Raw genomic sequence first — 21881 nt, forward strand, 5'->3', positions numbered from 1 at the left:
GTATAGCGATGCACGGTTCATTGACTGGAACAACTGCGTCCCCAATCAACGTTTGTCATTCCTTTAGCACGATGGGTGGTGCACCAACCGGCACCTCGGCCTGAAAAGGCGGCCCAGAGGCGCGAAATTATAATCACACCTAGGAACAAAACTCGCGAGAACGCAACCCGCGAGAACACAACTCACAAGAACACAAACCACGCGCATCTAAAAGCAAAAACGCATAGGAAAGGAGCCGCTGTGCCCCTCGCACTCGCAGAGGCGGCCACAACCAGCGCAAGCCAGCTGGTCATCGCCGCCCTGGTGGGCATCGCCACCATTGTTTTACTCATTACCGTCGCCAAAACGCACGCATTCCTCGCGCTGCTGGCGGGCTCGTTCGTCATGGCAATTGTCGCAGGCACTCCCCTTTTGGATGCCTTCGACTCTTTCACCGACGGTCTCGGCTCCACCGTGGGTGGTGTCGGCGTCCTCATTGTCTTCGGCTCCATGATCGGCACACTGCTCGTTCGCTCGGGTGGCGCGGACCAGATCGTCGATTCGATCATCTCGCACACACCCAAGGCCAAGCTCGCCTGGGCGATGGCGCTCATCGCGATGATCATCGGCTTACCATTGTTCTTTGAGGTCGGTGTCGTGCTGCTCATCCCGGTGGTCATGCTCATGGCTAAGAGGACCGGCTTATCCCCCATCCTCCTCGGGGTGCCGGCGCTCGCCGGACTGTCCACGTTGCACTGCTTCGTGCCGCCGCACCCCGGTCCGCTCATCGCCATCGATACGCTCGGCGCGAACCTGGGTATCACCCTCGCGTTCGGCATTATCATCGGCATCCCCGTGCTCATCCTTTCCGGGCCAGTGCTTGGCACTTTTGCTTCCCGCTGGGTGCCGATCGGCCCGAACCTCACCATCGGCGCGGATCAGGAGCCGGTTCCGGAGGAGGAACGCCCCAGTTTCGCCACCTCCGTTGCTATTGTGGCGATCCCCGTTGTGTTGATGCTGGTGCAGGCTATCTTTGAGATTTTCGCCATTGAGATTCCCGTTGTCACCACCCTCGTACACTTCTTTGGCAAGCCCCTCATGGCACTGTTATCCGCCATCATCTACGGCATGTTTGCACTGGGAACGCGCGGTGGGCGCGGGTTCCGCGGTGCCAATAAGCTCATCGGCGAGGCCTTCGCCCCAATCGCGGGCATTCTCCTCATCGTGGGCGCAGGTGGCGGGTTCAAGCAAACGCTCGTGGATTCGGGCATCGCCACCGTTCTCGGCGAGTGGCTAGCTGCCCAGCCGATTTCTCCGCTTCTTGCTGGCTGGCTCATCGCAGTGTTCATCCGCCTGGCTACGGGTTCCGCAACCGTCGCGACGATCACCGCGGCAGGCTTGGCGGCACCGCTTGCGGAGGGGCTCAGTTCCCCCGAGCTCGCCCTCATGGTGCTTGCTGTCGGTGCGGGGTCAAACTTCCTCTCGCACGTCAACGATGCGGGTTTCTGGCTTATCAAGGAGTATTTCGGAATGACCGTCGGCCAGACGTTCAAGACGTGGTCGCTTATCACCACGCTTATCTCCGTCTTCGGCCTCGTCTTTGTCCTTCTTCTCAGCCTCGTGTTCTAGACCACGTCCGCGCAATTGTCCGCCCCGGGGTCGGGGTGTCCACCCCGAGGTATTAGCCCCGGGGTTCGGCTTGCTCGCTCCCCGGGTTTTTCATGTGCGCCCCGACAGCCCTGCTTAAGCCCCGAACGTGGCCCTGAACACCGAAGAGCCACATGCACCGAAGCGCATGTGGCCTATCGCTATTCGTTTGTGCTTTCCGGGTCCGCCAGTTGTATGTCTGGAGGAGATTCCAGCTGCGTGTACGGAGGAGATTGTGGTGCGCCCGGGGAGACTTGAACTCCCACGCCCTAAGGCACTAGAACCTAAATCTAGCGCGTCTGCCAATTCCGCCACGGGCGCCTGCCGTCTCACACGTACGACGGCGAAAGATATAGTAACGCGAATAGGGGATAAAAACCTAATCGGATATAATCCGAAAGTATGACTGGGAAAAAGAAGTTCAAGGTACGCTTCTCCCACATCCTTCTTCTCACGCTCGGCGTCGCGTTCACGCTGGTCGCGGCGTATTGGCAGTGGCAGAGGTACACCTCGCCGGACGGCAGTGTGCAGAACTTGGGCTATGCCATTCAGTGGCCCATCTTCGGCGGCTTCCTCGTTTTCTTCTACCTCAAGGTGCGGGACTACGAAAACGACCGCCTCAACGAAGACGAGTTTAGCCAGGAACTCGAGCAGCTGGAGGAGGAGAACTCCGAGAAGAAGGGGAAAAAGAAGGTGACGACGGTGTCCTCCGAGTGGATGCCGTCACCAGTCAACACAGACATCGAGGCGTACAACGAGAAGTTTGCGCCTCGCCGACGAAAGGATCGACATGACGGAGACGACTAAGAAGATTCACCCGGGGAGGAAGAAACGTGTAGCCAAGGCGCTGCGCTTCTATTCCATCGCCGCGTGGGTGACGGGTGTGTGGCTCCTCGTCCTTGTTACGCGCATGATCTGCGATTACGGCTTTGGCGTGGAGATTCCGGCCTGGGCCTCGGCGATCGGCCCGCTCCACGGCCTGTTCTACATCATTTACCTCGTGGCTACGGTGAACCTCACCACGCAGGCACGGTGGGATCTCACCAAGGCGTTCCTCACCGCGCTTGCGGGCACGATTCCGTTCCTGTCCTTCGTGGCGGAGCATTACCGCCGCAAGGAAGTTACTGAGAAATTTGAGCTAAACGCGTAGCGATCTTTCGCATCGCTTGGCCCCTGTGGGACAGTCGGTCTTTTTCCTCCGCCGTCAATTCGGCGGAGGTTTTTCCGTTTCCGTCGTGGGGGATGAAAATCGGGTCGTAGCCGAAGCCGTTCTCGCCGCGGGGCTCGGTGGCGATGGTGCCCTCCCAGTGGCATTCCTCCACGTATTCCTCGCCGTCGGGGGTGACAAGTGCCACACAGCAGACGAACGCCGCCTCGCGGGGGAGGTCGGTGAGCTGGGCGAGGAGGAGCTTGTTGTTGGCTTCGTCGTCGCCGTGGGTGCCTGACCAGCGGGCGGAGAGGATCCCCGGCATGCCGTTTAGGGCTTCGACGGTGAGGCCGGAGTCGTCGGCAAGCGTGACAAGGCCGGTGGCCTTGGCACCGGCGCGGGCTTTGATGAGGGCGTTTTCTTTAAAGCTCAGGCCGTCCTCGACGGGCTCGGGGTAATCGGGGGTGACGACCTCGAGGCCGGTGAGTCTCTTCAATTCTGCGGCTTTAGCCGCGTTGTGGCTGGCAAGGAGGATCACGCGAGGGCCTTTTTTTGCTTTTCGACGAGCTCCCGGCAGCCCTTTTCACCAAGATCCAGGAGGGTTCCCAGCTGCTCTCGGGAGAAGTCACCGTGCTCGCCGGTGCCCTGGATCTCCACGAACGTGCCGTTTTCCTTCATGATGATATTCATGTCCACCTCGGCGCGGGAGTCCTCCTCGTACGGGAGGTCGAGGCACGGGTGGCCGTCGATAAGCCCCACGGAGATAGCGGCGACGGGTGGGAGCAGCGCATCCGTCTTGTCGATGGAGGCCAGCGCATCAGCGAGCGCAACGTACGCACCCGTGATGGAGGCCGTGCGCGTGCCACCGTCTGCCTGCAGGACATCGCAGTCCAGCGCAATGGTGTACTCCCCCAGTTTGGTGAGGTCGATCGCTGCCCGCAGGGACCGGCCGACGAGGCGGGAGATCTCCTGCGTCCGCCCCTTAACTTTGCCCTTGACAGACTCACGCGGATTGCGCTCGTTGGTGGCGGCCGGGAGCATGGCGTACTCGGCCGTCAGCCACCCCTCGCCCGAATCCTTCTTGAACCGGGGCACGCCCTCCTGCACGCTCGCCGTACACATGACCCGGGTACGACCGAACTCCACCAGTACGGACCCAGCCGGGTTCGTGGTGAAGTTGCGGGTGATTTTTACTTCTCGAAGCTCGTCAGTTGCGCGGCCATCCGCGCGGGTAAAGGTTTCACTCATAGCTCCAAGCTTAACCCGGGACGCGCGACGAGCACCTCCCCGGGGAACTCCGCCTTCGCAGCACTGACCGCACCCTCGCGGTCACCCCACGGCGGAATATGGGTGATAAGCAGACGCTTCGCACTGGCCCGGCGCGCAATATCGCCCGCCTCACCGCCGGACATGTGCATGTCTGCGGGCTGTCCGGCGCTCGACGCGCCCCATGTTGCCTCGCAGATAAACAGGTCCGCATCGCGTGCGCACTCAACGAGATCATCGGTGGCGGAGGAGTCACCCGAGTAGGCAAGAACCGTACCCGAATGGCGGTGCGTGAGACGCAGTGCGTAGGCATCAATGGGGTGGATGGCATGGAACGGTTCGACGGTGAAGCCCTCGACGATCTCCTTCGTTCCCACGTGCCACGGCCCGAACGCGAACGTATCCGTGATGTCATCGATGCCCTCGGGGTCATCGCTAATCAGCCTACCCATGCGCCCCGGGGTTTCCGGCGGGCCGAACAAGAGATGCCGCCCCTCGGCCTTGTGCGTGGGGTGGAAACGCCGCCATACCAGGAGGCTGGGGAAATCGGCGCAGTGATCCGAGTGCAGGTGACTAAACAGGACGTGCGCCTCCGCGGGGTTGATGCGGCGCTCAAGCTCCGCCATGACACCGGAGCCGATATCCATGACGATGGCCGGGCGCTCCCCGTCCTGGAGAAGATAGCCGGAAGACGGACCCACCGCGCTTCCCACGGAACCAGTACACCCAAGGATCGTCAGCTTCATGGCGCTAAGTCTACCCGCTACATCTCAAACCAGTTGATGCCGGTGTCCACGAACCGACTGGCTAACTGTGCAAAAAGACGCGGGTCCCCTGTGGTTTCGTACCTGCGCTCGGGTTCCGCATCCTCCGGCGCGAGCAGGTCCTCCTCCATGAGCAGGCGAACCACCGCCTTCGCTGTTTCTTCCGAGGAACTGACGAGTGTGACGTGATCGCCGATCGCCAGCTGGATCACTCCGGACAGGAGGGGGTAATGCGTGCAGCCGAGGACACATGTATCCACCCCCGCCTCCTGCAGGGGCGACACATACGCCTGCGCCACACCGAGGATCTGGCGGCCCGTTGTGATACCCCGTTCCACAAAGTCCACAAAACGGGGCGCGGGCGCGGCGTAGCACGTGACGCCCTCGTAGCTTTCCATCTGCCGCTGGTACTCACCGGAACGGATGGTGCCCACCGTCCCCAGAACAGCAACCTTGCCGTTCTTGGTCACCTGTACCGCCCTGCGCACCGCCGGTTCGATGACGCCGAGAACGGGAACATCGTAGAGTGCGCGCGCCTCATCGAGGAACACGCTTGTTGCCGTGTTGCAGGCGATGACCAACAGTTTGATGTCCCGGGCGACAAGTTGATCAGCAACGGATGTGCTCAGTGCGCGCACCTCATCTGCCGTCCTCGGCCCGTAGGGCGCGTGCGCCGTATCCCCCAGGTAGTGGATGGACTCGTGGGGCAGCTGATCCGCGATCGCGCGGGCAACCGTCAGCCCGCCAACCCCGGAATCGAAGATCCCAATTGGCCGTGCATCCATCAGATGAACCTCCGCAGCTGGACGTTGAGTTGATCGATGAGCCCGTTCGCCCAGGCAACGAGCGGCTCCGCGCCGGGAATAGGGATGGCGATGTGTCCGATGGGCCCGGTCGGCACGGCGGGTGCTGTGGGTGCCGTAGGCGCGCCGGAGGCCGCCTGCGTCTGCACGGGACCTGCGCACGTGAGTGGCTCGGAGCTATCCAGGAGTGGGCGCAGCTTGTTGGCTGCACGGGTGGCGGCGTCGGAGGCGCGGGTGAAGGTGTTATCCGGGGTGCGGACGGCGACGGAGGCACCCACCCATCCCCCACCCACGGGGAGGATTGCGCCCTGGCGCAGGGAATATCCGTGCTCTGGTAGCCAGCCACCCTTGATTTTCGCGCCGGGGAAGCCGCCGAAAGCCCACCGCTGGTAGTCCACGACGTTGCCCATCATGGCTTCCACCTCTGGGCCTTTGTCCACGCATGGGATGGCTGCGAAGAAAGCTGCTTGGTCAGCAACAGTCCACGAAGGCATCGCCCACCAGCCGGGGTTGACGGTGGTGGACCCGCCATCGCGGAGCACGGCGTTGACTTTGGCCGTGGCCTGCCAGCCGCCGAGTGCCGACCAGAGCCTGTCGGCAGCCGCGTTATCGGAGACGGTGATCGCGGCGGTGGCATCGCCTGTAAGGGCTGGGTTGTGGCGCAGGGCGGCGATGGCCAGGGGAACCTTGCCTGTGGAGTAGGCGGGGAAATCGGTGATGGTTCCCGCTGACCGGGTGCCCGAGGCGTCGTGAAGCGCGATACCCACGGGAACCCCCGTTTCAGCGGTGACTTCTGCGGCGACCCGATCCAGATCGGCTTGGGCGACGGCTGCGGACGCGACGGACGGAACCGCTGTGGCTGCTGTTGCCACGCATGCCAGCGCTACGAGAATTTTTTTCACAACTACCACCTTAAAATGTGTACCTCTTAGGATCTGAAGGTGACGGCGCAGTCGCGCCCCACCGCCTGTTTCAGATACGGGCGGAGAGCCTTCACTGCACGCGACAACGCATCTTCCGCATCCTCGCGATACTCCTCGGATTCCACGTTCGTGGCAAGGACGATTGTCACGTCTCTTCCGTCGGCAACAGGCACAATCCCCATCTGCCGGGCCTGGTACGTGCCGTCATCGTCAGGACCCCAGCCACCCTTGAACTCCGCGTTCTTCAGCTCACCGAGACCCCAGCGCTGCTCGTCGATAACGTCGCCCATGTAATTGAGGGCGGCATCGGCATTGTCCAAACAGCGCAGGTTGGACATAAACCTCGCCTGGTGGCGCAGGCTCCACTGGGTTGCGCCGTAGGGTTCATTGGGGGCAATCTTTACCTTCGTCGCCGTGTCACCCGACGCAACGAGCACATCCTCGACGGCTGCGGCGCGCTCTTCCGGCGTGCTCCCCAGCGTCTTCCACAGCGTCCACGCCGTGTCATTATCGGACCAGCGCAGCGTCGCCTCTACAAGGTCGCTATCGGCCAGGTCTGCATCGGCATCGACAGCGGCGAGGACGATCGGAACCTTGATGGTGGACCAGGCGTTCGTTGTGGCCAGATCACCTGCCTCGTACGTTCCTGAGCCGTCAATGACAACGACTCCGAACTCCCCGTCAAAGCCGTCATCCATCGCCGCGTCCACAGCGATCTCCGCCGGGGTGGGGCTCGTGTCAGCCTCCTGTGCTGGCACGGTGGTGACGCGAGCCTGGGTGGTTGCGTTCTGACACGCAGTCAGCGCACCGGCTGCCATGGTGGCAGCGAATAAGCAGGCGACAACACGTCCGGTTGCCTTTTGGCTCATCCCTGCTGTACCCCCGTCTTTTCGGGGCGAATCGGGTCATCGGAGGTGAGGAAAATGCCACAGAGAATCCCTCCGATTGCGCCGAACAGGTGGCCCTGCCAGCTCACCGACGGATCTGCGGGGAGGACTCCCCAGATGAGACCGGAATAGGTGAATGCGAGAACGACACCGAGGAGGATTTCTCGCAGGGACTTGTTGAAGATACCTCGGACGATGAGGTAGGCGAGCCATCCGTAGATGACTCCGGAGGCACCGATATGGTTGGTGCCGATTCCGCCAAATACCCACGTTCCGAATCCACCGATCACGGTGCAGATGAGTGTAACTTCCCAGAACACCCGCTTGCCGGAGCAGCCGACGAGGAATGCGAACACAGCCCCTGCCATCGTGTTGGAGATGATGTGTGACAGATTGGCGTGCAGCAGCGGGGAGGTGAGGATGAACGGCAGTGAGGAGGGATCCAGCGGGTGAATGCCGAAATTGGACAGGAACCCACCAGTGAGATAGGTGGCGATGAATACTGCCCAGATGACGATGACGAACCCTACCGCGATGCGCAGCCCAACCTTGATGCCACCCCGTTGACGGGGCTGTTGGGGTGCGGGCGCGGGCGTGCCCGGCACGAGTGGTGACTGTCCGTACTGATTAAACTGGCTGGTGTACCCGGGTGTGCGGTACCCGCCACGGGGGTTATCAGAGGAAGAAAAACTATTCATCTGCACCGCTGTCCTTTTACACGAGATATCCATGAAAACTTTCGCCGTAAACGATAGCGCATGATGACCGCATCCACGTACTACGGCAACCCGCGTCGGTACCCCTGCCCCGCGTCCGCCTGTCCCCACTGCTAAGGGCGCAAGGGGCACAAGGGGCGCACGGAGGAGCCATGTCCGGCCCCCGGCAGCCGGTTAGGAAGCGGTTACAAGGCCGTTACAACGCGGTGTCTACAGCGCGGTGTCTACAGCGCGATGTCTACAGCGCGATGTCCCGAAACGCCAGCCGCCCGTGTGTGCCCGCAGCATGGGTGATCGCGCACTGGATGGCCTTTTGAGTCGCATCGGCACTAGCCGCGCACAGCGTCACCATATCGATGTCTGGGCCATTGCCTGCGCCAATTCCTGTGGATGCGCCGGGGTCTACGGGATCAGCTAGCGCGAAGATCGTGTCACCGTCGAGGGGCGAGTGACTCGGGCGGACGGCGCGGGCGAGCCCGTCGTGGGCGACCATCGCCAGGCGCTTCAGCTGCCCCGGCGCGACCGGCGCGTTCGTTGTCACGCAGCCGATGGTGGTGTTGAGCTTCGGGCGAGGCGGGGTGAGGGCAGAGAACTTTTCGTAATCGACCTTTAGATCTGTGTCCCACAGGCAGTGCGTTGCAGGGTCGACAACATCCCCCATGGGGTTGGCGACGATATACGCCGTGACCTCGTATTCTCCTGCAGAAACGGTGGCTGTGCCGAAGCCGCCGGAGATCCTACCTGCGGTCGCTGCTGTGCCGGCACCCACGGAGCCGACGTCTACCTTCGCCGGGTCACCGTCGGCGGCTAGGGCTGCGGAAAGGGCGGTTTGACCGTCGACAAGCGTGGGGCGGTGCGTAGACGAGCCGACGAAGAGGTCGAAGATGACGGCTGCGGGAACGATCGGAACCACCGGCCCGCCGTCGATGACGGGAAAGCCGATGCCGCGTTCCTCCAGCCCGAGCATGACACCGTCGGCGGCGGCAAGACCGAAGGCGGAACCGCCGGAGAGGACGATGGCGTGCACCTTTTCTACTGTGTTGTGGGCTTCCAGGAGGTCCGTTTCGCGGGTGCCGGGGCCACCACCACGAACATCCACGGCCGCCAAGGCCCCCTCCGGGCACGCGATGACCGTGCAGCCTGTGTCCCCCAGTGTGGCGTGTCCTACGTGGATCACAGCATGGCCTCCAAAAGTGAGTCCTGGTGGTAGGCCAGCCACTCCACGAGCCGCTGGCGATCCTCTTCGCTCGTCCCGTTCATTGGGGCGGAGGAGGCGATGTAGAGACGGATATCGTTGACGGCTGCCACCCACTGGTTGGCTTCTTCCGGGGTCAGCTGCACAGCAACGTTGCCGTCGGGACCGAGCTTCTGCGCAATCACCTGCAGGTTTTCCAGCTTCGCCCGGCAGATGTCGTTCTCCGTCAGGCTGCGCATGAGGGCATTGTCGCCGTCGAATTCTTCGTCCTCGGCGCGCTGAAAATCGGGCAGGAGGCGGGCTAGCCCCGGATCGGTCGGCGGCTCCTTGTGTCCGGAGCTCATGCCCGTGATTTCCTCGAGCGGATCCTTGGGTGCGCTTTGTGTGCGGTCGATGAGTTTCTCGGCGACGACGGAGGCGAGGTTGCCGAGCACTTCCCGCTCCATGGGGCCGAGCACTGTCTCAAAGTGCGCGGGCCGCATGAACGGTTTTTTCTTCTTCCACGCTTCCATTTATCCCCCCTGCTGCATTGTTGCCCACAGCCCGGCTGTGTGCATTTTCTTGACGTCAGCTTCTACCTTGTCGCGTTCGCCGGAGGAGACAACAGCTTTCCCCTCCGTGTGTACCTGCATCATGAGCTCCGTGGCTCGCTTGCGCGAGTAGCCCAGCATGGTCATGAACACGTGCGTGACGTAGCTCATCAGGTTGACGGGGTCATCCCAGACGATGCACATCCACGGCAGGTTCTCCGAGGTCGCAACCTCCACGTCCACATCAACGTCGGGTGTTGCCAGTGGCGAAGCGGGCATGCTCATGCGCGGTCACCTCCTAAACGGTAAGTCATGCACCCCAGTGTAGTGAGCTTTGCGGAATCGGGGCGCGTAGGCGTACACACGGCGCAGCCATTCGCGGGCGTGTACGACAGCCACCCTTCAGGCCACTCATCCCACCGCGTGACACAGCCGGGGTGCGCCTCCACCGTGTGACACGGCCGGGCCGCGCCTCCACCGTGTGACACAGCCGGGCTGCGCCTCCACCGTGTGACACGGCCGGGCCACGCCTCCACTGCGGGCAACGACAACGGGTGGGACGGTCGCCGCTGTTTCGGTCCGAGCTCCAGCGAAGCGACAGAGGCACGCCTGGATCCGGGGCGCTTGTTGGGGATTCCATCGCAGGTCGCACACGGGGAAGCTTGTCGACGTCCCGGGGTCACCCTCGCCTCTCACCATGCGCAGGCCGACAGAACCCCACTGCGGGCGGTGCCCACAACCGCCGCCGTGAAACCCCGCCGAAGCCCACCACGAGGGCGTCCCACGGCACCCGTTTAGTGGGGGATTTTACGCAGAAGACCACGCCCCTGCCCCGTGAAGGTGGGGGCCGGTCTACCATGACATTATGGAAAACAAGTCCAGTGCGCTTTTCACTGACATGTACGAGTTGACGATGCTCCAGGCCTCACTGAGGGATGGCACCGCCGACCGTCAGTGCGCCTTCGAAGTCTTCACCCGTCGCCTCACCAACCAGCGCCGCTACGGCGTTGTTGCCGGGACAGCGCGCGTTCTTGAAGCAGTTAAGAATTTCGTCTTTAGCGAGGAACAGCTCGCAAGCCTCGACTTCCTGGATAAGAAAACGATCGAGTTCTTGCGCAATTACCGCTTCTCTGGGGATATCGACGGATACCCCGAGGGGGAACTGTACTTCCCCAACTCCCCGCTGCTCACCGTGCGTGGCACCTTCGCCGAGTGCGTTGTGCTCGAAACCGTCATCCTCTCCATCATGAACGCGGATTCCGCCGTCGCCACGGCCGCCGCCCGCATGGTGGTAGCAGCCGACGGCCGACCGATCATCGAGATGGGTTCCCGCCGCACGCACGAGCACAACGCCGTGACCGCAGCCCGCGCAGCCTACCTCGCTGGTTTCACCGCCACGAGCAACCTCGAGGCGGCCTACCGTTACGGCATCCCGGCATCCGGCACCGCCGCCCACGCGTGGACGCTTGTGCACGTCAATCCCGACGGCACCCCGAACGAGGAGGCGGCGTTCCGCTCCCAGATTGAGACGATGGGTCTCGACACTGTCCTGCTCGTGGACACGTACGACATCGACAAGGGCGTCCGCACGGCAATCGACGTTGCCGGCCCGAAGCTCGGCGGCATCCGCATTGACTCCGGCGACCTCGGACCGATGACCCGTCGCGTGCGCAAGCTCCTCGACGAGCTCGGCGCGGTGGATACGAAGATCGTCGTATCCAGCGACCTCGATGAGTTCTCCATCGCCGGCCTCCGCGGCGACCCGGTCGATTCCTTCGGTGTTGGCACCTCTGTCGTCACCGGCTCCGGGGCACCGACGGCGGAGATGGTGTACAAGCTCGTGGAGGTCGACGGCATTCCGGTGGCCAAGCGCAGCTCCGCCAAGAAGATGGTGCCGGGTGCCAAGCGCGCCATCCGTACCAGCCGTGCCTCCGGCACGTGCGTGGAGGAGATCGTCTTCCCGTTCCACAACGAGATTCCGGACGTGGGCAACTTCCACTACAAGGAACTCACTCGCCCGCTCATCCGCAGTGGTGAGGTTGTCGACGACCAGCCGACGATCGAAGAGTCCCGCAAGCTGCTCGCGGAAAACCTCGTCTCCCTGCCGTGGGAGGGCCTCGCGCTGAGCAAGGACGAGCCGGCCATCGGCACCCGATTCGTGGGTTTCTAAGGCCTTGGAGGAAATCCAGGAGCTTCTGACTCAGGCGGTCGAAGCCATTGGTGGATCGCCACGACCCGGCCAACAAAAGATGGCCGATGCCGTGGCGCACGCCTTTGACTCCGGCCGCCACCTCGCTGTACAAGCGGGGACAGGAACCGGCAAGTCGCTGGCGTACCTCGTGCCGTCGCTGCACTATGCCCACGAGGAGGATGCCTGTGTCATCGTCGCCACGGCGACCCTGGCCTTGCAGCGGCAGCTCGTCGAACGCGACCTGCCGCGGCTGGTAGAAGCCCTGGATGGGGACTACACCTACGCCATCTTGAAGGGCCGCTCCAACTACGTGTGCCTGAACAAGCTCGCCGTCGAGACGGCGCTCATTGGTGCCGAGGATTACCAGTGGATGAAACCCCACCTCGACCGCGTGTATGAGTGGGCCGACGAGACCGACACAGGCGACCGCGATCACCTCGACCCCGGGGTTCCGCAGCAGGTGTGGGCAAAGGTGTCCACCACCGCGCAGGAGTGCCCGGGGGCATCCGTTTGCCCGCACGGCGACGAGTGCTTCGCTGAGAAAGCGAAGGCGCAAGCCCGTGGCGTGGACGTGGTGGTGACCAACCACGCGCTGCTCGCCATCGACGCGACCAGCCCCATCGATATCCTTCCCGCCCACGATGCCGTCGTCATCGACGAGGCGCACGAGCTCGTGGACAAGATCACCGACGTCTCCACAGCCACCATCAGTGTGATGGCGCTGAAGATGGCGGCAACGCGGGCGGAGAAGATCGTCGGCAAGCACTCGGACGGTGTGGACAAGCTGCGTGAAGTGACAGGAGACCTGGAGGAGATCCTCCCCGCGCTGCCACTCGGCCGGTGGGAGGAGTCCACCCCCGACGAAGCGAAGGCCCCGCTGGCGGGCGTGGGGGATGCCCTGGATGCTGTGTACACCGAGCTCTCCCTCACCGAAGACGATGCCGAGGGCGACCCGGAGGGCTACGCCGAAAAACGCAGCCTCATGAGCCACGTCCAAACGCTGATCGACGGCCTCGAGCGGATGCTTGAAGGCTCCGACGCTGATGTCGTGTGGTTGGAAAAGGACCTCCGCGACGAACGCCGCCTCATGGTGGCGCCCCTATCCGTTGCCAGCGTCCTCGCCGACAACCTCTTTGGCACCAACACGACCGTCCTCACAAGCGCCACCCTCGCACTTGGCGGCAAATTCGACGCCATGGCACGCGCCTGGGGGCTCACTGACCTGCCGTGGGACTCCCTCGACGTGGGCACCCCCTTCGACACCCAGGGCTCCGCCATCATGTACCTGTCCAGGCATCTGCCCCCGCCCGGGCGCGACGGGCTCACCGACGAGCTTCTCGACGAACTGGAGCACCTCATCCTCGCCGCCGGCGGCCGCACACTCGGCTTGTTCTCCTCAAAGCGCGCCGCCGTCGAGGCCACCGAGGCGCTGCGCCCCCGCCTCCCCTTCGACATCTACTGCCAGGGCGACGACGCCATCGGCGCGCTCATCGAACAGTTCGCCGCCAACGAGAACTCCTGCCTCTTCGGCACCCTCAGCCTCTGGCAGGGTGTCGACGTGCCGGGACCGTCCCTCTCGCTGGTGACCATCGACCGCATCCCCTTCCCCCGCCCCGACGACCCCCTCAGCCAGGCCCGCAAGGAGGCCACCGATGCCCGCGGAGGAAACGGTTTCATGCAGGTGGCAGCATCGCACGCCGCCCTGCTCATGGCGCAGGGCGCGGGCCGTCTGCTGCGTGCAACCACCGACCGGGGTGTTGTCGCGATCCTCGATTCCCGCATCGCCACGAAGCGCTACGGATCTTTCATCCTGCGCTCCATCCCGCCCATGTGGACCACAACCGACCTCGACACCGTCACCGGTGCCCTCAAGCGGCTCATCGCCGCACGGCACAAAGGGTAGGAGCCACACCACACGACGCAACAACCATGCTCAACAACCACTGTTTGACAACCGTTCTCGACAACAGCTGCTCGACAGCTACTCGGCTGCTACTCGGCTACTACTCGGCTACTACTCGGCTACTACTCGACAACGACCAGAACAAAAGTTCTTAGATAGAAAGGTAACCGTATTCCCATGACCGCCCTCTCCTACCCTGAGGAAACACTGCCCGAGCTCGTCTTTTCCCACCAGAATGAGCTCACGGCAACGGCGATGATCGACACCAACCGGTCCATCACCTTCGGCGACCTCGCCCTCGAAATCGAGCACGTCGCCGCTGGGCTGCGCGCAGTCGGCATCGAGCCTGGGGATGTCGTCGGCGTGCGATTGGCCAATTCCATCGACTTCGCCGCTGCCTTCCACGCCTGCATCGTCGCCGGTGTGATCGTCATGCCCATCGGCGGGGAAGTACCGGATGACCCCCGGCCGGCCTACATCATGGATACCTCCACCTACCCGGCGCTCGCCGCATGCGAGGAGCGGATCGAAATCGGCTCCGTGCCTGTGAACCTCGACGGGCCATGCTGCTACCCCATTTCCTCCGGCACGACCGGGGCACCGAAGGTCGTGGTGCTGACCCACCGCAACCTCGTGGCCAACACAGTCCAATTTGGCGCGAAGGTACCGGTGCCGCACGGCAGCGTGTGCCAGTCTGTCCTGCCATTTAGCCACATTTATGGGCTCACCGCCCTCTTGAATGTGCCGTTGTATCTCGGTGCCACCGTCGTGGCGATGCCGTTTGAGGCGGAGCGGTTCATTACCGCCCACGAGAAATATCACGTGCATACCACGTTTATCGCCCCGCCCCTGGCCACGCTCCTTGCCCGCCACCCGCTCGTCGATTCGACCGACTTCTCCTCTCTGAAATACATGATCGTGGGCGCGGCTGCCCTCAACGTAGCCGACGGCACAAAGGCGGCGGAGCGGACCGGCTCACGCATGCTGCAGGGCTACGGCATGACGGAGGCTTCCCCCGTCACCCACCTGACCACCGCCTCGACCACTCCGCTGAGTTCAATCGGGCACCCGCTACCGGACACGGAGCAGCGCATCGTCGATCCCGGCACGATTACGGACGTGCCCCAGGGTGAGGTCGGTGAGTTGTGGGTCGCAGGTCCCCAGGTCATGGCGGGCTACTACCACAACCCCACAGCAACCGATGCGACGCTTGTGGGCAGGTGGCTGCGCACGGGCGATCTCGCGCGCGTGTTGCCCGGGGGCGAGGTGGAGATCGTCGACAGGCTGAAAGACGTGATCAAGTACCACGGCTACCAGGTCTCACCCGTCAAGCTCGAGGCACTCATCACCGCCTGCCCTGGGGTCACCGATGCAGCTGTCGTCCGGGAGCTCCACGACGGCGAGGAAATCCCCGCCGCCTACGTCGTGGGAACCGCAACGGCGGAGCAGATCATGGCCTTCGTCGCCGAGCGCGTCCCCGGCTATGAGAAGATCCGCGCCGTCCACCATGTGGAGGCCATCCCCCGTTCGGCAGCGGGCAAAATCCTCCGCCGGGAGCTGCGTGCTCGGGACACCCAGGTTTCCTAAACCGCCCAGGCTGCCCGCCTCATCTGGGATACCACGGTGCAGGCAGAGGCAAAACACTAGAGAGCACGTCAGATAACACATCGTCCGCAGCAACAAGCTGCGGACGTTTTCTTTTTCGCTTATGCCACAGCCCTCTCCGTGTTGGTGGTTTTATCGATCAGGACACCTCTTACACGTCGCGGTCTTTTTCTCCACGGGACATAAAGAACCCTGCGGAAAGCAACATGATTGCCAGCGGATACGTGATTGCAGAGCCGATGAAAAGCGCGAACACGCCGATGATGGCTAGCGCGCTGGCAAGCAGGATAAGGAAGAAAGTGCGAACAGGCACAGCCCTAAACATTTTCAATGGCTCCACCACAAAGGACCGCAGGGAACGATCCGCAGCTGCCGCTGTGACACCAATTGTGAAGAAGAATGGCAGCACCAGCCCCGCGAACGGGATAAATAGGGAGCTCAGCGAGGACACGGTCCACAGAATGATTCCGGCCGCCGCCGGTTGCCAGTGGCAGGGAAAATAAAAACACGCATTTTTCTCACCGCGCCAGACGTGCGTGGATGCATCGGCGACGATGCCGTGCCAGAGGCCCATGAGGACGGCAACGACGGTAGTCAACAGGATCCGATCGCCAAACTGAAGCTTGGCCCCCACCACGATTGATAGCCCGCTATAGAGGAGGAAAGGGAGCGACCAGCACCAAAGATCGCAGGCGAAGCGGTCCCACGCCACCTTTAAGGCAGTGATCGGGCTGAAGCGGGAATAGGTTACCCGCTCCTTCGTGGCTAAAGACATGCGTCTCCTCTCACAGATAGCGTCGAGGTGCCGGCGGGCCACGAAAATGGGCGTTATGGCCTAGGTGTCTGCACCTCGCGGTACGGCAACAACCGTAGCGGAGCCTGGAGCTACCTCCGTAAAACCGGCATCGTGGACAACCACGGCATCGGCGCGGGAGGCCTCTGCGATAAACTCCTCATGGCTGACTTCCCTCACTGTGAGTGGGAACCCTGCCGTGGCCCACGCCTCGACCTCTGAGTATGGCCGTGACGCAGCGAAGAGCATTGTCGCGTGCCCAACTTGGGCTGTTGCTTTTCCAAGGGACATTTTAAGGGACGTATCAATGAATACCCCACAAATTCCCTGGGAACTCCCTTGGTATTCATCAAACGGAAGATCGGTGCCACCAATCTGCAATTTATCTACACGGGGGTCGGTTGCATGAACGGGCGCTGGGACGAAGGCACGGACGGAGGCGGTGCCGTGGGTAACCGTCACTCCGGGGACATCCTGTACGCGCTCCCAGGCGATGTTGCGCGCCCGCCGCGTGATCTTCCTAATCCGCTTTCCGTACCAGCGCGCAAACTCCGGGTTGTCCGCTGCCCGCGGGTCGAGCACCGTCGCCACAACGGCCTGTCCAGCCGCAACGAGTACATCGTTGCGGTGTGGCTTGTCCTGCTTGGGTAGGTTGACAACGAGGGCCATGGCGTATTCCTCGTCGCCGTCACTGTGCGTACTGTCGTGCAGGCCGGTGACGAGAGCGTCGTAGGAACGTCGCATCTACAGCACCCCCGCGATCGGCAGCACAGCATCGAGGCGGGAGTGGTTGAGGGACGTGTCGGCTACCGCTTTCAAGGCCGGCTTCGCCATGTAGGCCACCCCGAGGCCCGCTGCCCCCACCATTTCCATGTCGTTGGCTCCATCGCCGATGGCGATAACGCGCTCGAGGGGAATCCCCTCCCGCTCAGCGCACGCACGGGCAAAGCGTGCCTTTTCATGCTTATCGACGATCGTCCCCACGACCTTTCCTGTCAGCTTCCCGTCGCGCACCTCGAGGGTATTCGCGTGCGCATAGGTGATCCCCGCGCGGGCCACGAGACGATCCAAGACGGGGGTGAACCCGCCGGAGACGACGGCTGTCGACCACCCCAGCTCATTGCAGGCGGCCACGAGGTCGAGGGCGCCCGGGTTGAAGCTAATCGCATCGGCGACCTCCGCGAACACACTGTCGGGGATCCCCTCCAGGCAGGCGACCCTCTCCCGCAGGGACTCCGAAAAGTCGAGTTCGCCGTGCATGGCGCGGTCGGTGATCGCAGCCACTTCGGCTTTCTTTCCGGCGAAGCTCGCAAGCTCGTCGATAACTTCCGCATCGATGAGGGTGGAATCGCAGTCCATGACGACGAGCTTGCGCGCGAACGGATAGCGACCGCCCGGCACAAGCGCGATGTCCACCCCGGTGCGTGCGGAGAGGTCACGGATCGCCTGTGTGGTGTTCTCCCCTGGCTCGGTAGGAAGGGCGACGTGTGCAACAACAACGCTCAGAGGTTCGGTGCTCACCAGATCGATGCGAGAGGGAATCTCGGTGAGGTCCGTGAGGGCGTCGAGAAGCTCAAAGAGACCGGGCCCCGTGAAGTGCGGAGCCTGAAGAACAAGCCGGTGCGTCGGCCGCTCGTGGGGCGTAGCGAGCGTTGTTTCGGGACGCTGTCCGACGTTGAAGAGGTTGTCCTCGATGCCGTCCGTGTTCTCGAAGGAGCCTTCCGTGCTCATGAGGAGCTGGTCGCCGATGCGACGGATGGTGAGGCTCGCGAGTGGGTGTGAACCCAGGCCTGTGAGGAGTGTTTCCGTTGCCGAGTAGATGTTCGGGCCGACGGAGAGGATGTGGGAAGCGGTCATAAACCACTACTTTAACAAGCGAATCCCCGTAAGTATGTACCTACGGGGATAGTGCTAGTTGTTAACAGGAGTTCCTAAGCTCCTAGTGCCTTCCGACATGCATCTCAGCGCGGGCCTGCTCAACGAGGTGCGGGTAGTGCAGCTCGAAGGCCGGACGCTCGGAGCGGATGCGCGGCAGAGAGGTGAAGTTGTGGCTCGGCGGCGGGCAGGAGGTTGCCCACTCGAGGGAGTTGCCGTAGCCCCACGGATCGTCGACGGTGACGACCTCGCCGTAGCGCCAGCTCTTGAACACGTTCCAGAAGAACGGGAGAACCGAGATGCCGAGGATGAGGGAGCCAACCGTGGAAACCTGGTTGAGGAGGGTGAAGCCGTCGGTGTCGAGGTAGTCGGCGTAACGACGAGCCATGCCCATGTTGCCCAGCCAGTGCTGAACCATGAACGTTGCGTGGAAGCCGATGAAGGTGAGCCAGAAGTGGATCTTACCCAGCGTCTCGTCCAGCATACGGCCAGTCATCTTGGGGAACCAGAAGTACACGCCAGCGGTAGCGGAAAGGAAGATGGTACCGAACAGGGTGTAGTGGAAGTGTGCCACCAGGAAGTAGGAATCAGCGATGTGGAAGTCCAGCGGCGGGGAAGCCAGCATGATGCCGGTCATGCCACCGAAGAGGAACGTTGCCAGGAAGCCGACGGTCCAGAGCATCGGGGTCTCCATCGTGATGTGACCCTTCCACATGGTGCCCACCCAGTTGAAGAACTTCATGCCGGTAGGAACGGCGATGAGGAACGTCATGAAGGAGAAGAACGGAAGGAGCACAGCGCCCGTCGGGTATAGGTGGTGAGCCCACACAGCCATGGACAGGCCACCGATGGACAGCGTTGCGAAGATCAGGCCAACGTAGCCGAACATCGGCTTGCGGCTGAATACCGGGACAATCTCGGAAACGATGCCGAAGAACGGCAGTGCCAGGACGTACACCTCAGGGTGTCCGAAGAACCAGAACAGGTGCTGCCACAGGAGTGCGCCACCGTTGCCGGCCGAGAAGATGTGGCCACCCAGCTTGCGGTCGTACAGCACGCCCAGAGCGGCGGCGGTCAGAACCGGGAAGATGAGGAGCGCGATAACAGAAGCAACGAAAATGTTCCAGACGAAGATCGGCATACGGAACATCGTCATACCTGGTGCGCGGAGGCACAGGATGGTGGTGACCATGTTGATGGCGGAGGCAAGAGTACCGACACCGGTAGCACCCACACCGACAATCCAGAAGTCAGTGCCAACACCAGGAGAGTGGATAGCATCGCTCAGCGGAGCGTAAATCGTCCAGCCGAAGTCACCGGCGCCACCAGGGGTGACGAAGCCAGCACAGAACGCAACGATACCGATCTGGGTGATCCAGAAGCCGAAGGCGTTCAAACGCGGGAAAGCAACATCGGGGGCACCGATCTGAAGAGGAACAATGTAGTTAGCAAAGCCCCACACGATTGGCGTGCCGTATGCCAGCAGCATGATCGTGCCATGCATGGTGAACAGCTGGTTGTACTGCTCGTTAGACAAGAACTGCATTCCGGGGTGGAACAGCTCAGCACGAATAAGAAGGGCCATGATGCCACCGATCACGTACCATACGTAGCACATGACGATGTACATAATGCCCAGCATTTTGTGGTCCGTCGTGGTGAGCAATTCCCAGAAGATATTGCCCCTACGACCGGTACCGTGCGGAAGTGGCCGTTCGGGTGCGACCGGACGGTCAACCCTTGGCGCAACAGCGGTCATTAGTTCCTCCTGACTTAGCGCCGTGGTGTGCAACTAGCTACACACCGCGACAGCTTTCGTTTCATACTTCTTTGAACTTTAATCCAATGCCCCCCACATTTTCCAGTGCCCAGAGAGCCCCAAAAATTCACTTCAACCCCGTGTTTTTCACCCCGGTGTGACTAATGTGACACGAACCTGCAGGTAGGTGCGCCCCACTTTTTTCCCAACCGCGACGGATCGCTTTTCCCTTCCGAAAAACCTGGCCAAAAAGGTTGCCCCAATAAGGCTTTAGTTGTCCCCCGCTCTAAGTAAATCAAATGGTTGATACGGCCAGATTGTTCAACGGACTCCATGGTAGTGTTGCGCCCCTCACATTCGTGTACGGCTATGTTTACGGCAACGCTCACAGCCACATACCGTTATATATAGAAGCCTCAAACAACACAACCGCCGACGGAGCAAAGCGCTCCGTCGGCGGTTGATTCTGTTTTCACTTCGTGCCACCCGCTCGCCCTCGGGACGCGCCCCGGACGATAGCGGGCGACACACCAGACAACCACACGGCTCGGTATGGAAAGCCCGGGTCTCTTCCCCGAGTCCCATTCCCTTCAGGATCTACCGGCCTCCGATACTCCCGGTTTTTTATAGAGGTGCCGGTTCCCGAGAGCGGTGGCGAGTTCCTTTTAGAAATCCCAGTCCGCGTCTTCCGTGTTCTCCACCGCGCCAATGACGTAGGAGGAGCCGGAGCCAGAGAAGAAGTCGTGGTTCTCGTCGGCATTCGGGCTGAGTGCCGAGAGGATGGCCGGGGATACTCGGGTCTCATCCGACGGGTACAGAGCCTCGTAGCCAAGGTTATTGAGCGCTTTGTTCGCGTTGTAGCGGAGGAAACGCTTCACGTCTTCTGTCCAGCCGAGCTCGTCGTACATGTCCTCGGTGTACTGTTCCTCGTTATCGTAGAGGTCCAGGGTGAGATCGTAGGTGTAGTCCTTCAGCTCATCCTTTTCCGCCTGGCTGAGGTTATCCTGCATCCGCTGGTACTTGTAGCCGATGTAGTAACCATGAACCGCCTCATCACGGATAATGAGACGAATAATGTCGGCGGTATTTGTCAGCTTTGCGTGGCTCGACCAGTACATGGGGAGGTAGAAGCCAGAGTAGAAGAGGAAGCTTTCCAGCAAGGTGGACGCAATCTTGCGCTTGTACGGGTTCTTTCCGTCGTAGTCGCGCAGGATGATTTCACCCTTACGCTGCAGGTTCACGTTCTCCTCCGACCAACGGAACGCGTCGTTGATCATCGGCGTGGATGCCAGAGTCATGAAGATATTGGAGTAGCTCTTCGCGTGTACGGACTCCATGAACGCAATATTGGTGTAGACGGCCTCTTCGTGGTGCGTGACGGCATCAGGGATGAGGGAGACAGCACCCACCGTGCCCTGGATCGTATCCAGGAGCGTCAGCCCAGTAAACACCCGCATGGTTGCGATCTGCTCGGTTTCATTGAGCGTGTTCCAAGACGGAATGTCGTTAGACACCGGAATTTTCTCCGGAAGCCAGAAGTTACCGGTCAGACGATCCCAGACCTCCTGATCCTTTTCGTCCTCAATCTCGTTCCAGTTAATTCCGGACAACGGCGCGCTAAAATCCCGCTTTGCAATGTGCTGCGCCGGCGATGGTGAGTGCTGGTATGCCACTGACAAATTCCTTTCAGACAACCGAACTTTCTTCTCTATAGTACCCGGATTCAACCAACCCTTTGCCTCGCCTGTTTCCCCCTCCCCCTGCTCGACGCATCACCCCCTCATCCCCGGTGTCTCTCATCCCTTGCGGCTCCCATCGCCTGTTCCTCTCCCCTCTGCGCCACACATGCCCACCTACGTCGCGTATGCCAGGCACACACACCCCACCTGCGTGCGCCG

At 61.9% G+C, this 21881-nt stretch carries 21 protein-coding genes and 1 tRNA gene; 6 read left to right on the forward strand and 16 right to left on the reverse strand.

The features are described 5' to 3' along the window. The first annotated feature begins 240 nt into the window (after window positions 1-240). Window positions 241-1608: a GntT/GntP/DsdX family permease gene (locus CGLUCO_RS10165; RefSeq protein WP_084036103.1), complete on the forward strand. Its 1368-nt coding sequence runs from the start codon at window positions 241-243 to the stop codon at window positions 1606-1608. Between the two features lie 254 nt (window positions 1609-1862). Here CGLUCO_RS10165 and CGLUCO_RS10170 read toward each other — a convergent pair. After that, window positions 1863-1947 (reverse strand) — tRNA-Leu (locus tag CGLUCO_RS10170). Between the two features lie 81 nt (window positions 1948-2028). Between CGLUCO_RS10170 and CGLUCO_RS10175 the strand changes: the two genes are divergently transcribed. After that, window positions 2029-2433 (forward strand): hypothetical protein, encoded by a 405-nt coding sequence (locus CGLUCO_RS10175; RefSeq protein ID WP_005388988.1) that lies wholly within the window; start codon window positions 2029-2031, stop codon window positions 2431-2433. Then, a complete protein-coding gene (locus CGLUCO_RS10180; protein ID WP_084036104.1) occupies window positions 2417-2776 on the forward strand; it encodes a DUF3817 domain-containing protein in 360 nt (119 codons plus the stop codon). The genes CGLUCO_RS10175 and CGLUCO_RS10180 overlap by 17 nt, the downstream gene beginning before the upstream one ends. Here the strand turns inward: CGLUCO_RS10180 and rdgB are convergent. The 10 genes from rdgB to clpS form a co-directional block, all read right to left on the reverse strand. Next, entirely contained in the window at window positions 2748-3311 is a 564-nt protein-coding gene (gene rdgB, locus CGLUCO_RS10185; RefSeq protein WP_084036105.1) for an RdgB/HAM1 family non-canonical purine NTP pyrophosphatase, read from the reverse strand. The genes CGLUCO_RS10180 and rdgB overlap by 29 nt on opposite strands. Continuing rightward, complete coding sequence (gene rph / locus CGLUCO_RS10190) at window positions 3308-4021, reverse strand: ribonuclease PH (protein WP_084036106.1); 714 nt, start codon at window positions 4019-4021, stop codon at window positions 3308-3310. Before rph ends, rdgB begins: the two co-directional genes overlap by 4 nt. Next, window positions 4018-4785, reverse strand: a complete 768-nt coding sequence (locus CGLUCO_RS10195; protein WP_084036107.1) for an MBL fold metallo-hydrolase — start codon at window positions 4783-4785, stop codon at window positions 4018-4020. The genes rph and CGLUCO_RS10195 overlap by 4 nt, the downstream gene beginning before the upstream one ends. 17 nt (window positions 4786-4802) lie before the next feature. Further along, on the reverse strand, window positions 4803-5588 hold the full coding sequence (gene murI, locus CGLUCO_RS10200) for a glutamate racemase (protein ID WP_005388980.1): 786 nt from the start codon (window positions 5586-5588) through the stop codon (window positions 4803-4805). Beyond that, window positions 5588-6508, reverse strand: a complete 921-nt coding sequence (locus tag CGLUCO_RS10205) for a serine hydrolase (protein ID WP_084036108.1) — start codon at window positions 6506-6508, stop codon at window positions 5588-5590. The genes murI and CGLUCO_RS10205 overlap by 1 nt, the downstream gene beginning before the upstream one ends. A gap of 26 nt (window positions 6509-6534) precedes the next feature. After that, on the reverse strand, window positions 6535-7398 hold the full coding sequence (locus CGLUCO_RS10210) for a hypothetical protein (RefSeq protein WP_005394297.1): 864 nt from the start codon (window positions 7396-7398) through the stop codon (window positions 6535-6537). Beyond that, entirely contained in the window at window positions 7395-8114 is a 720-nt protein-coding gene (locus CGLUCO_RS10215; RefSeq protein WP_034989124.1) for a rhomboid family intramembrane serine protease, read from the reverse strand. The genes CGLUCO_RS10210 and CGLUCO_RS10215 overlap by 4 nt, the downstream gene beginning before the upstream one ends. A 256-nt stretch (window positions 8115-8370) precedes the next feature. Beyond that, a complete protein-coding gene (locus tag CGLUCO_RS10220) occupies window positions 8371-9309 on the reverse strand; it encodes a P1 family peptidase (RefSeq protein ID WP_005394294.1) in 939 nt (312 codons plus the stop codon). Then, window positions 9306-9839, reverse strand: a complete 534-nt coding sequence (locus CGLUCO_RS10225) for a DUF2017 domain-containing protein (protein ID WP_084036109.1) — start codon at window positions 9837-9839, stop codon at window positions 9306-9308. Before CGLUCO_RS10225 ends, CGLUCO_RS10220 begins: the two co-directional genes overlap by 4 nt. Beyond that, window positions 9840-10142 (reverse strand): ATP-dependent Clp protease adapter ClpS, encoded by a 303-nt coding sequence (gene clpS / locus CGLUCO_RS10230; RefSeq protein ID WP_005394293.1) that lies wholly within the window; start codon window positions 10140-10142, stop codon window positions 9840-9842. A gap of 580 nt (window positions 10143-10722) precedes the next feature. Here clpS and CGLUCO_RS10235 point away from each other — a divergent pair. From CGLUCO_RS10235 to CGLUCO_RS10245, 3 genes are all read left to right on the forward strand, one after another. Next, entirely contained in the window at window positions 10723-12027 is a 1305-nt protein-coding gene (locus CGLUCO_RS10235; RefSeq protein ID WP_084036110.1) for a nicotinate phosphoribosyltransferase, read from the forward strand. A 4-nt stretch (window positions 12028-12031) separates the two neighbouring features. Then, entirely contained in the window at window positions 12032-13951 is a 1920-nt protein-coding gene (locus tag CGLUCO_RS10240) for an ATP-dependent DNA helicase (protein WP_084036111.1), read from the forward strand. Window positions 13952-14128: 177 nt separating this feature from the next. After that, window positions 14129-15538, forward strand: coding sequence for a class I adenylate-forming enzyme family protein (locus tag CGLUCO_RS10245; protein ID WP_084036112.1), 1410 nt, complete (start codon window positions 14129-14131; stop codon window positions 15536-15538). A 169-nt stretch (window positions 15539-15707) separates the two neighbouring features. On the opposite strand, the gene CGLUCO_RS10250 is transcribed toward CGLUCO_RS10245, so the two are convergent. From CGLUCO_RS10250 to nrdF, 5 genes are all read right to left on the reverse strand, one after another. After that, window positions 15708-16331, reverse strand: coding sequence for a hypothetical protein (locus CGLUCO_RS10250; RefSeq protein ID WP_005394281.1), 624 nt, complete (start codon window positions 16329-16331; stop codon window positions 15708-15710). Window positions 16332-16391: 60 nt separating this feature from the next. Next, a complete protein-coding gene (locus CGLUCO_RS10255; RefSeq protein WP_005388958.1) occupies window positions 16392-17093 on the reverse strand; it encodes an aminoacyl-tRNA hydrolase in 702 nt (233 codons plus the stop codon). Then, complete coding sequence (serB, locus tag CGLUCO_RS10260; protein ID WP_084036113.1) at window positions 17094-18206, reverse strand: phosphoserine phosphatase SerB; 1113 nt, start codon at window positions 18204-18206, stop codon at window positions 17094-17096. It abuts the gene before it with no gap. 82 nt (window positions 18207-18288) lie between these two features. Then, a complete protein-coding gene (gene ctaD / locus CGLUCO_RS10265) occupies window positions 18289-19983 on the reverse strand; it encodes an aa3-type cytochrome oxidase subunit I (protein ID WP_084036114.1) in 1695 nt (564 codons plus the stop codon). 665 nt (window positions 19984-20648) lie between these two features. After that, entirely contained in the window at window positions 20649-21656 is a 1008-nt protein-coding gene (gene nrdF / locus CGLUCO_RS10270; protein WP_005394278.1) for a class 1b ribonucleoside-diphosphate reductase subunit beta, read from the reverse strand. Window positions 21657-21881 lie beyond the last annotated feature (225 nt).

This window comes from Corynebacterium glucuronolyticum DSM 44120 (genome assembly GCF_030440595.1).
In the GTDB taxonomy this organism is placed as follows: domain Bacteria; phylum Actinomycetota; class Actinomycetes; order Mycobacteriales; family Mycobacteriaceae; genus Corynebacterium; species Corynebacterium glucuronolyticum.

Bases quoted from the DNA above. Each gene is read 5' to 3' on its own strand.
- CGLUCO_RS10175 (WP_005388988.1), top strand. From the start codon at position 2,029: ATGACTGGGAAAAAGAAGTTCAAGGTACGCTTCTCCCACATCCTTCTT.
- CGLUCO_RS10180 (WP_084036104.1), top strand. From the start codon at position 2,417: ATGACGGAGACGACTAAGAAGATTCACCCGGGGAGGAAGAAACGTGTA.
- rph (WP_084036106.1), bottom strand. From the start codon at position 4,021: ATGAGTGAAACCTTTACCCGCGCGGATGGCCGCGCAACTGACGAGCTT.
- CGLUCO_RS10195 (WP_084036107.1), bottom strand. From the start codon at position 4,785: ATGAAGCTGACGATCCTTGGGTGTACTGGTTCCGTGGGAAGCGCGGTG.
- murI (WP_005388980.1), bottom strand. From the start codon at position 5,588: ATGGATGCACGGCCAATTGGGATCTTCGATTCCGGGGTTGGCGGGCTG.
- CGLUCO_RS10210 (WP_005394297.1), bottom strand. From the start codon at position 7,398: ATGAGCCAAAAGGCAACCGGACGTGTTGTCGCCTGCTTATTCGCTGCC.
- CGLUCO_RS10215 (WP_034989124.1), bottom strand. From the start codon at position 8,114: ATGAATAGTTTTTCTTCCTCTGATAACCCCCGTGGCGGGTACCGCACA.
- CGLUCO_RS10225 (WP_084036109.1), bottom strand. From the start codon at position 9,839: ATGGAAGCGTGGAAGAAGAAAAAACCGTTCATGCGGCCCGCGCACTTT.
- clpS (WP_005394293.1), bottom strand. From the start codon at position 10,142: ATGAGCATGCCCGCTTCGCCACTGGCAACACCCGACGTTGATGTGGAC.
- CGLUCO_RS10235 (WP_084036110.1), top strand. From the start codon at position 10,723: ATGGAAAACAAGTCCAGTGCGCTTTTCACTGACATGTACGAGTTGACG.
- CGLUCO_RS10245 (WP_084036112.1), top strand. From the start codon at position 14,129: ATGACCGCCCTCTCCTACCCTGAGGAAACACTGCCCGAGCTCGTCTTT.
- CGLUCO_RS10250 (WP_005394281.1), bottom strand. From the start codon at position 16,331: ATGTCTTTAGCCACGAAGGAGCGGGTAACCTATTCCCGCTTCAGCCCG.
- CGLUCO_RS10255 (WP_005388958.1), bottom strand. From the start codon at position 17,093: ATGCGACGTTCCTACGACGCTCTCGTCACCGGCCTGCACGACAGTACG.
- serB (WP_084036113.1), bottom strand. From the start codon at position 18,206: ATGACCGCTTCCCACATCCTCTCCGTCGGCCCGAACATCTACTCGGCA.
- ctaD (WP_084036114.1), bottom strand. From the start codon at position 19,983: ATGACCGCTGTTGCGCCAAGGGTTGACCGTCCGGTCGCACCCGAACGG.